This window comes from Roseococcus sp. GW821-FHT12F05, assembly GCF_058806835.1.
This window is the reverse complement of sequence record NZ_JBXAQB010000010.1, coordinates 115,693-128,926: the sequence shown is the minus strand read 5'-3', so window position 1 is coordinate 128,926 and position 13,234 is coordinate 115,693. Positions and strand designations below refer to the sequence as shown.

Here is a 13,234-nt window from a genome sequence, read left to right as displayed (position 1 = left end):
CCTCAGGACCATCCGCCGCCGAGCGCGCGGAACAGTCCGACCGCCGCCTGGAGCTTCAGGAGCCGCACCTGCGAGAGCTGGCTGCGGGTGTTGAACAGGGTCTGCTGCGTGTTCAGCAGGGTGAGGAGGTCGATCGTGCCGGCGCGGAGCTGGGCCTCGGAGATGGCATAGGCGCGCTCGGCGCTGCGGGTGGCCGCGGCCTGGAGGGCTTCCTGGTCGGTCGTCTCGCGCAGCGCCACGATCGCGCTCTCCACATCCACCAGCGCGGCGACGATCGCCAGCCGGTAGTTCTCGAGGATCTCCTCGGCCTGGGCCTGCGTCAGCCGGTACTGCGCCCGCAGCTGGCCGAGCTGGAAGATGGGCTGCGTCAGCCCCGTGGCCAAGGAATACAGCGCCGAGCCCGGCCGGAGCAGGTTTTCGATCGCGATGTTCTGGAAGCCGCCGCTGGCCGTGAGCGTGATGGAGGGGAACATCGCCGTGCGGGCCTGCTCCACGCTGGCCTGGACGGCGGCGAGCGTGGCCTCGGCCTGCCAGACGTCGGGCCGGCGCTGGAGCACCTCGGAAGGCAGGCCCGGGCGCGGCGCCGGCACGCGGATGTCGGCCAGCACCATGGCCGGCCGGGCGACCTGCTCCGGCGTCTGGCCGGTGAGGGTGCCCAGCGAATAGATGTTCTGGTCGACCGACTGCCGCAGCGGCGGGATGGCGGCACGCTGCTGCTCCACCAGCGTCTGCTGCTGGGCGATGTCCAGCCCGGTGCCCGTGCCGGCCGCGAGCCGCTGCTGCAGCAGGCTCAGGATGCGCTCCGCCGCCTGCAGGTTGGACTGCTGGATGGCGAGCTGCTCGCGCGATCCGAGGATCTGGAAATAGGTGTTGGCGACCGAGGCCTCGGTGGTCATCGCGACGGCGGCCACGTCGAAGCGGCTGGCGCGCGCGCTCTGCTCGGCGGAGACCACGCCGGCGCGGTTCTTGCCCCAGAAGTCGATCTCGTAGCTGGCCTGAAGCCCGGTCTGGAACAGCTCGCGCTGGACGAAGCGGCGGCCCCCGACGCTGCTGCCGAGATTGACCGCGGTCGCGGTCTGCACGGGCGACTGGGTGCGCGTGGCGGAGCCCGTCAGGTTGCCGGAGGGCAGCAGCGCCTGGCCGGCGATGCGGACCTGCGCATCGGCCTGGCGCACGCGGGCGATGGCGGCGCGGATGTCGAAATTGGCCGAGACCGCGCGCTCCATCAGCGCATCGAGCTCCGGCGAGCCGAAGCCGCGCCACCAGAGCGGATCGGGCCAGTTGGCGAGCTCCGCCGTGGCCGAAGCGAGCTGCGGGGGCAGCGGAATGCCGGAATCGGGATGGGGCCGGAAGGTCGAGCAACCGACAAGCGGAAAGACCGCAAGCGCCAGCGAAGCGCGGCGGGACAGGAATCGGGGTGGCATCACGGGACCTTATATGCAGGCATCGCGTGTGCGACGCAGCAACTGTTACCCTTTGCAAACCTTGCCAACAAAGGCGTCACCTCCGCGCTCGGGCCCGCCCGGGCGGAACGCCCACGGCCGGGCGCCGGAATACCCCGAGCGGGGCCCGGCGACACCATCACCAGTCAGGAACCCGGCAAGCGTGTGGCGGTTGCCCGGCCGTTTTACGCCATCAGGCCTGTGGCGGCTCGCGGCTGCCGACCACGGCGCGGTGGGCGTCGTCCCGCGGCAGGGCGTCGCGTATGTAGTCCCGCGCCTTCCAGGCGGGCGGCGGCGGGGCATGGCCGGGCGCCGGGGGGTGCGGGCTCGGCGTGACCAGCCGCATCTCGGGAATGTAGCGCGGGCAGTTGGGATAGACGTAGTCGGCCTCGAAGCGGATCACCGACCTGATGCCCCCTTGGGCGCCCCCATGGCGGGCGAGGGATTCCGGATCGCGCAGCAGAGTGGCGTCGCCGGTCAGCCGCGTGCGGTTGGCCGTGGCGTCGAAGCGGATGAAGAGCAGTCCGACCTTGGGATTGCGCAGGATGTTGCCCGCGGTCCGGTACATGGAATTGCCGTCGTATTCCGGCCATTCGAGCGCCGACGGCCCGACGACCTTCACGAAGCCCGGCGTGCCGCCCCGGAAGCTGCAATCCACCGCCTCGCCATGCGCGGTCGCGATGAAGAAGAAGGGCACGGAGGTGAAGAGCTCGATCTCCTCCGGCCAGAACTCGCGGTGCTTGCGCCGGCTTTCCAGCGCGTCGGCGACCCTGCGGCCGTCGAACTCGTCCTGCAGCTCGCGCATGCCGTCATGGTACATGGAGCTCATCGGCGTCCCTCCCGGCGGGAGAGCCTACACCACCGCCGCCGCGTCGCGCAGACTGTCGACCATCGAGGCCCGCCGCATGAAGGCGCGGGACTGGCCGGGATCGGCCGCGGTGCGCTCCAGCTCGGCGAAGCGGGCGGCGCGGCCCTCGGGGTCGCGCTCCTCCATCATGCGCTTGTTGGCGATGGTCTGGGTCTGCACGAAGGCCGTGGCGGCATGCCGGCGCCGGCGCGAATAGCGATCGAGCAGCGCCTCGTCCGCCCCGGCCAGGACCTCCGGGAGGGTGGCCGCGAGCTCGATGGCGTCGTGGATGCCGCCATTCATGCCGAGCCCGCCGATCGGGTTGTTCACATGCGCGGAATCGCCGGCGAGCAGCACGCGGCCGGCACGGAACGTCGCCGCCACGCGCTGGTTCACCACATAGGAGCCGGCATAGGCCACCCGATAGGCGCCCGACTTCGGAAAGAATTTCTGAAGCCGCGACTCCAGCGCCGCGGGTTCCAGCGATTCCTCCTCGGTCTCGCCCTGGCGTGCCGGGAAGACCGCGCGCCACAGGCCGCCCTCGCCCTCGCCGCGGACCTTGAAGAGGTTGCACCACTCCTCCGGATCCGAGAAATAGTTGCGGAAGGCGGTGTAGCCGGGCGAGGTCCCGAAGTCGTAGGCGGTGGCGACCTTCACGAAGCGCTCCGGATAGGTGAAGCCCTCGAAGGCGATGCCGGCCTGGCGGCGCACCGTGCTGCGGCCGCCGTCGCAGCCGACGACATAATCCGCCTCATGGACCTCCACGCCGGCAGGGCCCTCTGCCGTCACCCGCACGCCGTCCGCATCCTGCTCGACCGCGGTGACGCGGCGCGAGAAGAGCACATCGAAGGCGCCGACCTCGCCATAGCGCGCGGCGATGTCGGCCGTGAGCTTGTACTGCTCGTATTGCAGCACGAAGGGATGCGGCATCTCGTCCGCGAGGTCGTGCAGGTCGAACTCCGCGACGACGCGGCCCTCCACCCGGTCGTGGAACTGGAAGGTGTGGGAGACGAGGCCCTTGGGCTGGATCATCGCCAGCACGCCGAGCGCGTCCAGCATCTCCAGCGTCGGCGGATGCAGCGAGGCGGCGCGCTGGTCGCGCACCGGCGCGGGCTCCGATTCCAGCACCGTCACGGCCACGCCGCGCCGCCGCAGGGCCAGCGCCGCCACCATGCCGACCGGGCCCGCGCCCACGACGACGACGTGACCGGTGCTCATCCGATCAGCAGCCCCGTCGCGCCCAGCACCTCGCGCCAAGTCGAGGTGTCGCCCGCGATGCGGCGCCGGAACTCCTCGGGGCTGTGGTCCACCGGATCGGCGCCGACGCGCTCCATTCGCGCCACGAAGCCCGGATCGCGCGCTGCGGCCCGCAGCTCGCGCGAGATCTCGGCGATCAGCGCCGGCGGCATGCCGTGCGGCGCGACATAGCCGTTCCAGGTGGTGACCGAGACGCCCGGTAGGGATTCCGCCACGGCCGGCACGCCCGGCCAGCGCGGCGAGGCCTCGGGGGCCGTGATACCCAGCACCTTCACCTGTCCGCCATTGAGGTGCGGTGCGAGCTCGGCGGGCGTGCAGGTCATGAAGTCCACCGTGCCGCCGAGCAGGTCGGCGAAGGCCGGGCCCGCGCCGCGATAGGGAACATGCGTCACCTCGATGCCCGCACGCAGCACCACCAGCGCGGTCGCGAGATGCGTCAGCGAGCCGTTGCCGGCCGAGGCATAGGAGAGCCGGCCCGGCGCCGCCTTCGCCGCGGCGATCAGCCCCGCGAGGCTGTCCGCGTTCAGCCGCGGTCCGGCGATGAGGAAGAAGGGGCTCGTGCCGACGATCGAGATCGGGTCGAAGCTGTCGGGCGTGTAGTCGGTGCGCAGCGTGAAGGGCGTCACGCAGAGCGTGCCGACATTGGTGAAGAGCAGCGTATTGGCGTCGGGGCGAAGCCGCGCCACCCGCGAGGCGGCGATGGCCCCGGCCGCGCCGCCCTGGTTCTCCACCACGAAGGGCCGGTCGAGCCGCGTGCCGAGCCATTCGGCGGAGAGCCGCGCCAGCGCATCGGTGATGCCGCCGGGCGCATAGGGCACCACGACCGACACCGCGCGCGACTGCGCTTGCGCAACCATTGGTGCCGCCAGCGCCCCGGCCATCAATCCCAATCCACGTCGTCCCAGCATCGCCCGCTCCTGTGCGTGACGCGGCTGGCATTTCCCGTGGCGAAGCGTGCATGAACTCGTTCATGCATACAAGAGGCTTGTGGTGTCGACATCGACCGGCCTAGGCTGCCGATGTCACGAAGGAGATTTCCATGGCCAAGATGCGGCACATCGCGCTGTCCGTGCGCGACCCCGAGGCGAGCGCGAAGTTCTTCGAGGAGGCGCTGGGCTTCCACCGCGCCGGCCGCGCCATGCGCGGCCTCTACATGAGCGACGGCGTGATCAACGTCGCGCTGCTCAACTTCGGCGACGAGCCGGTGCCCGGCTTCGCCGACCAGCCCGGCTACACGGGCCTCATCCATTTCGGCATGTGGGTGGACGACCTGGAGGAGACCGACGCCAAGGTGAAGGCTGCCGGCGGCTCCTACCTCACGGGCCGCAAGGAGAAGGACCCGAACGTCTTCTACGAGGTGAAGTACCGCACGCCCGACGGCATCGTCTTCGACGCGACCGAGACCGGCTGGCGCGGCGCCGTCAAGGAAGTCGTCGCAGCGGAGAAGGCCGAGGTTTGAGCGAGGCCGAGACCACCACAGCCCGCATCGTCCGCGCGCTCGCGGAGGAGATCGTCGCGGGCCGCCTCCAGCCCGGCGAGCGGCTGGAGGAGCAGGCGCTGGCCACGCGCTTCCTCGCCTCCCGCACGCCGGTGCGCGAGGCGCTGCGCGACCTCGCGGCGCGTGGTCTGGTCGCGATCGGCGGCCGCCGCGGCGCTGAGGTCGCGCGCATCAGCACGGAAGAAGTGGCCGACCTGCTCGATGCGGAATGCGAGCTGGAAGGGCTTTGCGCCCGCCTCGCCGCGCAGCGTATGACCGAGGTGGAGAAGCACGCGCTCCAGGCGTTGCACGAGCAGATGGAAGCCGTGGTCGCCGCGCAGGACCTCGCGGACTACCTCGCGCTGAACGCCGAGTTCCACGAGGCCATCTGCGACGGCGCGCGCAACCGCACCATCGCCGAGGCCGCGCGCGGGCTGCGCACGCGCCTCTCGCCGCTGCGCCAGGCGCAGGACGAGGGCGCCATGCGCTTCGCCAAGGCCCATGCCGAGCACGCCGCCATCCTCGATGCCATCCTCCGCGCCGATGCCGGCGCCGCCTTCGAGGCGATGCGCGCCCACAATGCGCGCCTCGCCACCAATGTTCTGCGGCGACTGCGCGCGGCGCCGCCCCCGGCCCGGATGCGCGCGTGACGCGCCATGTCGTGGTGGTGGGCGCCGGCAATGCCGCGCTCTGCGCCGCCATCGCCGCACGCGAGGCCGGTGCCGAGGTCACCGTGCTGGAACGTGCGCCCGAGGCCGAGCACGGGGGAAACTCCCGCTTCGCCGGCGGCACCATCCGCTTCGCCTTCGCCGACAGCGCGGCCGTGCGCGCCCTGGTGCCGGACCTGACGGAGGCCGAGGCTGCCCGCACCGATTTCGGCCAGTACGGCGAGGCAGATTTCTTCGCCGACATGGCCCGCGTCACCATGGACCGCACCGATCCCGCGCTCTGCGACGCGCTCGTCGGAAAGTCCTACGACACCATGCGCTGGCTGGCCGCGCAGGGCGTGCGCTTCAACCCGATCTGGGGGAGGCAATCTTACCAGGAGGGCGACCGCATCCGCTTCTGGGGCGGTCTCGTGCTCGAAGCGTGGGGCGGTGGACCGGGGTTGGTCGAAGCGGAACGCCGGGCCTGTGCGCACCTCGGCATCGCCATCCGCCACGGCACGCGCGCGGTGAAGCTGCTGCATGATGGATTTTCGGTGCACGGCGTGCTCGCCCGCGCGCCGGACCGGATGGAGGAGATCCGTGCCGACGCAGTGGTGATCGCCTCCGGCGGCTTCCAGGCCGATCCCGAGCAGCGGGCGCGCTATCTCGGCCCGGGCTGGGAGCTCGCGCGCGTGCGCGGCAGCCGCTTCAACACGGGCGACGGCATCCGCATGGCGCTCGAGGTCGGCGCGGCCAGCGCGGGCCACTGGTCCGGCTGCCACGCCGTCGGCTGGGACTTCAACGCGCCGGAGTTCGGCGACCTGGAGGTGGGCGACGCCTTCCAGAAGCATTCCTATCCGCTGAGCATCATGGTCAACGCCAATGGCCGCCGCTTCGTGGACGAGGGCGCCGATCTCCGCCTCTTCACCTATGCGAAATACGGCCGCGTGATCCTCGGCCAGCCCGGCGGCTTCGCCTGGCAGATCTTCGACGCCGCCACCACGCCGCTGCTGCGCGACGAGTACCGCATCCGCCGCGTCAGCCGCGTGCGCGCCGACACGATCGAGGAGCTGGCCGCGAAGCTGGAAGGCGTGGACGCGAAGGGCTTTCTCGACGAGGTCGCGCGCTTCAATGCCGCCGTGCAGCGCGACGTGCCCTTCCTGCCCGATGTGAAGGACGGCCGCGGCACCGTGGGACTCGACCTGCCCAAGAGCAACTGGGCCAATCCCATCGAGACCGGCCCCTTCGAGGCCTACCAGGTGGGCTGCGGCATCTCCTTCACCTTCGGCGGGCTGCGCATCGACGATCAGGCGCGCGTGCTGGATCAGGAGCTGCGGCCCATCCCCGGCCTCTTCGCCGCAGGCGAGGCGGCGGGCGGGCTCTTCTGGTTCAACTACCCTGCCGGCTCGGGGCTGATGGCCGGCGCGGTCTTCGGCCGGCAGGCGGGGATCGGCGCCGGCGGCGGACCGCCGAACACCTGATCCTCAGCGCAGCGAGAACCGCACCGGCACCGTGAGCGAGATCGGATTCCCCGCCACTTCCTCCGGCGGCGCCGGCAGCGGCGAGGCGCGCCGCGCCAGCTCCAGCGTCTCCTGGTCGAGCGCCTGGTAGCCGGAGGTCCGCGCGATGCGGGCGCTCAGCACATTGCCCGCGCGGTCCATCGTGAAGTGCAGGTGGACCACACCCTCCTCCCGCCGCGAGCGCGAGGTCTCCGGATAGCGCCGCACGGCCTGCAGCCGCGCCATGAGCTGGCCCTGCCAGCTCGAGACGCCGCCGCCGCCGGCGCGCGGCGCGGTGGCCGTCCCCGGGGTGGCGGGCGCGGCGACCGGCGCCGGCGCGACCTCCTCGGAGGGCGGCGCGTGGCTCGTCACCGCCTGTGGCCGGGGCGGGCGCGGCGTGGGCGGTCGGCGCTGCGGCGGAGGCGGCGTGGGAGGCGGCGGCGGCGTGGGCAGCACCACCTCGGGCTCGACCTCCGGCGGAGGCGGCTCCGGCGGGGGAGGGGGCTCCTCAGCCTGGGGCGGCGGCGGGGCGGCATTGGCCTCCTCCGGCTCCGGGACGGGCTCCTCGGCCGGCGGCGCCGGGGCGAGGTCGATCATGATCGCCTCGGTGGCGGCCATCCGCTCGGCCGGCTTGTGCTTGATCAGCATCGCGGCCACGGCGCCGGCATGCAGCGCCAGCACCACGACGAGGGCGATGCTCCAGCGCGGCCGTGTGTCGCCGCGGCCGACGCCGCTCCAGGAGAGGCTGGCGCCGCTCACGGGTTCTGGCTCGCGTCCAGCCCGACCAGGGCGAGCTTGAGGTAGCCGGCCGAGCGCAGCAGGTTCATCGCCTCGGTGAGCTCGCCATAGGGCACCACAGTGTCGGCGCGCAGGAAGACGCGCTGGTCACGGTCGCCGCCCGAGGCCTCGTCGAGCGCGGCGCGCAGGCCTTCGCGCGTGACCGGCGTCTCGCCGAGCGAGAGGCTGAGGTCGGAACGCAGCGTGAGGAAGATCGGCTTGTCCGGCCGCGGCTGCTGCGTCGCCGTGCTGGAGGGCAGGTCCACCGGCACGTCCACGGTCGCGAGCGGCGCCGCCACCATGAAGACGATCAGCAGCACCAGCACCACGTCGATGAAGGGCGTGACGTTGATGTCGTGGGTCTCGACGAGCTCGTCGTCGCCGCCACCGAGCTGGAAGGCCATGGCCGCTTACTCCGCCACCATCCGCAGATGGGCGCGATTCGGATGGTCGAGCTCGCGCGAGAGCAGCCGCATCGTCTCGGCGACGGAATCCGCGAGCAGCGCCTTGTGCGCGGCGATGCCGCGGGCGAAGGCGTTGTACAGGATCACGGCCGGGATGGCGGCCACGAGGCCGATGGCAGTGGCCAGCAGCGCCTCGGCGATGCCCGGCGCCACGATCGCCAGGTTCGTCGTCTGCGCCCGCGAGATGCCGATGAAGCTGTCCATGATGCCCCAGACCGTGCCGAAGAGGCCGACGAAGGGCGCGACCGAGCCGATCGAGGCCAGCACGCCGGTGCCGCGCGCGAGGCGCCGGCCCGAATTGGCGACGATGCGCTCCAGCCGCCAGCCCACGCGCTCCTGCACGGCCTCGCGCTGGGCGCCCTCGCTGGTGGCGAGCTCGGCCGCAGCGGTGCGGGCGAGGGCGGCCGCGGCGCCGGGCTTGCCGGCGAGGTCGCGCGCCGCCTCGGTCAGGTTGCGCGCGCTGGCGAGGGTGGCGAGGCCGGAGCGGGCGCGGCGGTTGGCGCCGAGCAGCTCGAAGGTCTTGGCCAGGGTGACGGTCCAGGTCAGCACGGAGGCGAGCGCGAGGCCGCCCATGACCATCTGCACGATGATGTCGGCATGGGCGACCATGCCCCAGGGCGAGAGGTCCTGCGGGAGCATCGCGCGCGCGGCGCTCACCGGGGCCGCGGCGGCAGGGACCTGGTCCTGCGCATGGGCATGGACGGCGATGATCAACAGCCCGCAGGGGGCCAGGATACGCTTCAGCATGGCAATCACTTTCCTAGGCTGACGTCGCTTCCGGCGGGCAGGGGGCGGGACCCGGCCAGCGCGGCGGCACGGCGCGCCTGCGTGACCCGCTGGGCGCGTCGCCGCCCCAGCCAGGCCAGCAGGCCGGTGGTGAAGAGAAGCGGCAGGGCGAGTCCTGCCAGGAAAACGGCGATGCGCCCAGGCATGCCGAGGACGGAGCCGCCATGCAGCCAGCGCTGCAGGACGAGGGCCTCCTCGGCCCAGCTGCGGGTGCGCGGCGAGAGCTCGGCCAGCACCGCGCCCGACCAGGGATCGACGAGGATGGCGCTGCGGACGCGCGCCTCGGGGCTGGATCCCTCGGGCCGGAAGGTCACCTGCCAGCGCGGCGCGGGCGGGGCCGGCGGGATCACGACGCTCACCACCTGGCCCGGGCCGACGGCGTGCTGCGCGGCGGCGACGGCGGCGTCCGCGTCGACCGCGAAGGGCTCGCGCCGCGGCGGCGCGGGGGCCGGCCGCGCCGGCGCCGCGATGCCGAGCAGGCCGCGATAGAAGTTCGGGAAGACCATCGCGGTGCCGCTGATCGAGATCGACAGGAACACCACCGAGATCCAGATACCGACCACCTGATGCAGGTCGAGGTTGAGCCGCACGAAGGGCCGCCGGCGGATCAGCGTCAGCGCATCCTTGTAGGAGGCGCCTCGGCGCGGCCACCAGGTCCAGATGCCGGTGAGCGCCAGGGCGATCAGGATCACGCCGACCCAGCCCACGATGTCGCGGCCGTTGTAGTCGCGCAGCAGCAGGAACTCGTGCAGCTGGTGCACCGTGTTGACGAAGCTCGCGCTGACGTCGCGCCGGCCCAGCACATGGCCGTTCGCCGGATCGATGTAGCTCGCCCAGGTGCCGCCGGGCTGGCCGCGCTGCCGGCGGTCGAAGGCCACCCAGACCGGCCAGACGGCGTCCGGCGGGCGGATCTGCTGAACGGGCCTGCCGCTGTTCTCCTCGGCGAGGCGCAGCACGGCGCTGTAGCCGATCGCGGGATCGGCCGGGCCGCTCGCGCGGAACAGCGTCGGGTTCAGCGCGGCGTCGATCTCGCGCTGGAAGGCGAGGATGCTGCCGGTCGTGCCCTGCATCACCAGCATCAACCCGACGATGAGCCCGACCCAGCGGTGCAGGAAGAGGACGGCCGGCCGGGTCCTCATGAGGCGTCGGCCCAGCGGCGCAGGAGGTTGTGGTAGACGGCGGTCAGCTGCACCGGCCCGCGATGCTCGGGCGCGAGGTCGGCGCGCACGCCGTTGATCGCCATGTCCAGGTCGAAGAGCAGGGCGCGCTGGGCGTCGTCGCGCACCATGCTCTGCACCCAGAAGAAGGAGGCGAGGCGCGAGCCACGGGTCACGGGCATCACGCGATGCAGGCTGGTCGCGGGATAGGCCACCATGTGGCCCGCGGGCAGCTTCACGCGATGCTCGCCATAGGCGTCCTCCACCACGAGTTCGCCGCCGTCGTAATCCTCTGGCTCGGCGAGGAAGAGCGTGCAGGAGACGTCGGTACGGATGCGGTGGGCGGTGCCGGCGACCTGGCGGATGGCGTTGTCCACATGGGCGCCGAAGGTCATGCCGGGGTCGTAGCGGTTGAAGAGCGGCGGATAGACGCGCAGCGGCAGCACGCCCGAGATGAACAGCCCGTTGCGCTCCAGGGCGGCGAGCACGATCTGGCCGAGCTCGCGCGCCTCCGGACTGCCCTCGGGAATCTGGAGGTTATCCTTGACCTTCGCAGATTGATGGCCGGCGGTTATCCGCCCGTCCATCCAGGGCGCAGAAGCGAGAAGGCGTTGCGCAGTGCGCAACGCCTCCCCTTCGAGCACCGATGGTATGCTCAGCAGCACTTCGTTCAGAACCTCGCGGTCAGGGATCCGATGACGGTCCGGCCGGCGCCGGGGGTGATGTTGCCGGGATAGACGCCCTCGTAGAACCGGCGGTCCGTCAGGTTCAGGCCGTTCAGGCGCGCCGTCAGGCCCTGGGTGATGTTCCAGGCGATGGTGGCGTCGTAACGGGTGTAGCTGGGGACGCGGACGGTCTGCGTGGTGTTGCCGTAGCGGCTGTCGACGTAGCTGGCGCCGCCGCCGATGGTGATGCCGTAGGGCAGGTCGTAGGTCGTCCAGAAGGTCGCGGTGTGGCGCGGCGTGTTCTGCATCTCGCGGCCCACCTCGAGCGGGTTGCGGGACTTCACCGTTTCCGAGTTGAGGTAGGTGTAGCCGGCGAGCACGTTCCAGCCGGGCACGCTCGGGAGCGGCGCGCCGGCCAGGGAGATCTCGCCGCCGCGCACCCGCTGCTCGCCCTGCAGGACGACGATGGTGGTGTTGGTGGGATCCGTCGTGCGGGCGTTGGTCTTCTCGATCTGGAAGAGGGCGCCGCGCAGCTCGAAGTTGCGCGTGACCTCCCAGCTCCCGCCGAGCTCGTAGGAGAGGTTCGACTCGGGGGCCAGCGGCGCGGTCGTCGCGGTGAGCGCGATGCTCTCGGCCGAGGGATTGAAGGAGGTGCCGGCCGCGAAGTAGGTGCGCACGCCCTGCATCGGCTTGAAGACGCCGGCGGCGCGCCAGCTCCACATGTCGTCCGTGCGCGAGAAGTTCGCATTGCGCGTGAAGCGGTTGGTCAGGTCGGTCTGGAAGTTCTCGTAGCGGAAGCCGCCGAGGATCTCGAAGAACCGGCCGATGCGGACCTGATCGACGGCATAGACCGCGACGCGGTTCGCCACCGCGAGGCTGTCGGCCGTGAGCGAGCGGGCATCCTGGTAGCCGGGCATCTGGTTGAAGTCGGGGAAGAGCAGCGAGGCCGCCGGCCGCGTCGCGGTCCAGCGGCGGAGCTGCACGCTCTCGCGGCCCACTTCCACGCCGGCCACGACGTTGTGCTGCAGCGGGCCGGTGACCGCCTGGATGCGCGCCTCGGTCTGGTTCTCGAGGATGTTGCTGGTGCCGGCGCGGAGCTGCGCCTGGCGGTTCACCATGATGCTGGCCAGCGGCGTGTTGGCGGTCACCGTGCCGATGATGCGCGGCGCGGTCGCGCTGATGTTGCGGTAGTAGTTGCCGAAGCGCGTGGTGTTGCTGACGTTCACGCCCTCGGCGAAGCGGTGCTGGACGCGCGCCGTCAGGACGTCGGTGATGTACTCCTCGCGGTCCACGTTGCGCAGGCCGTAGAAGTTCTGGAGCGGCACGTTGGCGACGCGGCCCGCGATGATCGGGATGCCGAAGTCGGGGATGTTGTTCTCGGTCTGGTGCAGGTAGTTGAAGGTGACCTGCGTGTTGCCGCCGAGGCCCCAGGTGATGGACGGCGCGACGCCCCAGCGCTCGTTGTAGACGTTGTCGCGGCGCGACACGTCCTGGTGCATCGCCATCGTGTTGAGGCGCATGGCCACGCTGCCGGCATTGATGTTGATGTCGCCGGTGGCGCGGAAGCCCATGGGCGACATCGCCGACATCGTGAACTCGCCGAAGTTGCGGGCCTGCGGCTGGCGAGAGGTCTGGTTGATGACGCCGCCGGTCGAGCCGCGGCCGAACATCACGGCGGAGGGGCCCTTCAGGACCTCGATGGATTCCACGTTGAAGGGATCGCGCGTGTAGGGCGCGCTGTCGCGGATGCCGTCGATGTAGAAGTCGTTGACGGCGCTGAAGCCGCGCAGCGTGAGGTTGTCGCCGGAGAGGCCACCCTCGCCGGCGGCGAGGCTGATGCCGGTGACGTTGCGGAGCGCCTCGCGCAGCGACACGGCGCCGCGCTCGTCGATCAGGGTGCGGGGCACCACGCTGATGGATTGCGGCGTCTCGCGGACGCTCAGGGGCGAGCGGGGCGTGACTTCGTTCTCGGGCGCGAGGTAGCGGTTCGGCGCCTGGCCGCCGACGTTCAGCTCCGGAAGGTTGACGGGCTGCTCAGGCGCCGGCGTCTGGGCGCCGGCGGGCAGGGAGGCCAGCAGGCCGAGGCCGACGAGGCCGAGGCTGGGCTGCCAGGAGGTTGGGGTTTCGCGCAGCGACATGTCTGACCCTTTGGGAAGTGGAATTATTTCTTGGAGTAACGCAACTAAGAGTCATTCGCAAAGGCGCGGAGCTAAGAT

13 protein-coding genes are annotated in these 13,234 nt (G+C 71.4%); 3 read left to right on the top strand and 10 right to left on the bottom strand.

Annotated elements, in window-relative coordinates:
- Positions 1-2: 2 nt before the first annotated feature.
- The 4 genes from AC1ROY_RS22365 to AC1ROY_RS22350 form a co-directional block, all read right to left on the bottom strand.
- Positions 3-1,424, bottom strand: a complete 1,422-nt coding sequence (locus tag AC1ROY_RS22365; RefSeq protein WP_493151105.1) for an efflux transporter outer membrane subunit — start codon at positions 1,422-1,424, stop codon at positions 3-5.
- Between the two features lie 211 nt (positions 1,425-1,635).
- A complete protein-coding gene (locus AC1ROY_RS22360) occupies positions 1,636-2,271 on the bottom strand; it encodes a pyridoxamine 5'-phosphate oxidase family protein (protein WP_493151104.1) in 636 nt (211 codons plus the stop codon).
- 24 nt (positions 2,272-2,295) lie between these two features.
- The gene (locus AC1ROY_RS22355; protein ID WP_493151103.1) at positions 2,296-3,507 is read right to left on the bottom strand and encodes an FAD-dependent oxidoreductase; all 1,212 of its coding nucleotides are present in this window, start codon (positions 3,505-3,507) and stop codon (positions 2,296-2,298) included.
- Positions 3,504-4,403, bottom strand: coding sequence for a Bug family tripartite tricarboxylate transporter substrate binding protein (locus tag AC1ROY_RS22350; RefSeq protein ID WP_493151102.1), 900 nt, complete (start codon positions 4,401-4,403; stop codon positions 3,504-3,506). Before AC1ROY_RS22350 ends, AC1ROY_RS22355 begins: the two co-directional genes overlap by 4 nt.
- 182 nt (positions 4,404-4,585) lie before the next feature.
- On the opposite strand from AC1ROY_RS22350, the gene AC1ROY_RS22345 reads away from it, so the two are divergent.
- From AC1ROY_RS22345 to tcuA, 3 genes are read left to right on the top strand one after another with little or no spacing between them, the layout of a single operon-like run.
- Positions 4,586-5,005, top strand: a complete 420-nt coding sequence (locus AC1ROY_RS22345) for a VOC family protein (protein WP_493151101.1) — start codon at positions 4,586-4,588, stop codon at positions 5,003-5,005.
- Entirely contained in the window at positions 5,002-5,673 is a 672-nt protein-coding gene (locus AC1ROY_RS22340; protein WP_493151100.1) for a GntR family transcriptional regulator, read from the top strand. Before AC1ROY_RS22345 ends, AC1ROY_RS22340 begins: the two co-directional genes overlap by 4 nt.
- The gene (gene tcuA, locus AC1ROY_RS22335) at positions 5,670-7,151 is read left to right on the top strand and encodes an FAD-dependent tricarballylate dehydrogenase TcuA (protein ID WP_493151099.1); all 1,482 of its coding nucleotides are present in this window, start codon (positions 5,670-5,672) and stop codon (positions 7,149-7,151) included. The genes AC1ROY_RS22340 and tcuA overlap by 4 nt, the downstream gene beginning before the upstream one ends.
- 3 nt (positions 7,152-7,154) lie before the next feature.
- Here tcuA and AC1ROY_RS22330 read toward each other — a convergent pair whose 3' ends face one another.
- From AC1ROY_RS22330 to AC1ROY_RS22305, 6 genes are read right to left on the bottom strand one after another with little or no spacing between them, the layout of a single operon-like run.
- Positions 7,155-7,928: an energy transducer TonB family protein gene (locus AC1ROY_RS22330; protein WP_493151098.1), complete on the bottom strand. Its 774-nt coding sequence runs from the start codon at positions 7,926-7,928 to the stop codon at positions 7,155-7,157.
- Positions 7,925-8,350 carry a TonB system transport protein ExbD gene (exbD, locus tag AC1ROY_RS22325; protein WP_493151097.1) on the bottom strand — a complete coding sequence of 142 codons (426 nt, stop codon included), beginning with the start codon at positions 8,348-8,350 and terminating at the stop codon, positions 7,925-7,927. The genes AC1ROY_RS22330 and exbD overlap by 4 nt, the downstream gene beginning before the upstream one ends.
- A 6-nt stretch (positions 8,351-8,356) precedes the next feature.
- The gene (exbB, locus tag AC1ROY_RS22320) at positions 8,357-9,157 is read right to left on the bottom strand and encodes a tonB-system energizer ExbB (RefSeq protein ID WP_493151096.1); all 801 of its coding nucleotides are present in this window, start codon (positions 9,155-9,157) and stop codon (positions 8,357-8,359) included.
- A gap of 5 nt (positions 9,158-9,162) precedes the next feature.
- Entirely contained in the window at positions 9,163-10,335 is a 1,173-nt protein-coding gene (locus tag AC1ROY_RS22315; RefSeq protein WP_493151095.1) for a PepSY-associated TM helix domain-containing protein, read from the bottom strand.
- A complete protein-coding gene (locus tag AC1ROY_RS22310; RefSeq protein ID WP_493151094.1) occupies positions 10,332-11,018 on the bottom strand; it encodes a Fe2+-dependent dioxygenase in 687 nt (228 codons plus the stop codon). The genes AC1ROY_RS22315 and AC1ROY_RS22310 overlap by 4 nt, the downstream gene beginning before the upstream one ends.
- 5 nt (positions 11,019-11,023) lie before the next feature.
- Positions 11,024-13,156 carry a TonB-dependent receptor gene (locus AC1ROY_RS22305; protein WP_493151093.1) on the bottom strand — a complete coding sequence of 711 codons (2,133 nt, stop codon included), beginning with the start codon at positions 13,154-13,156 and terminating at the stop codon, positions 11,024-11,026.
- Between the last annotated feature and the right edge of the window lie 78 nt (positions 13,157-13,234).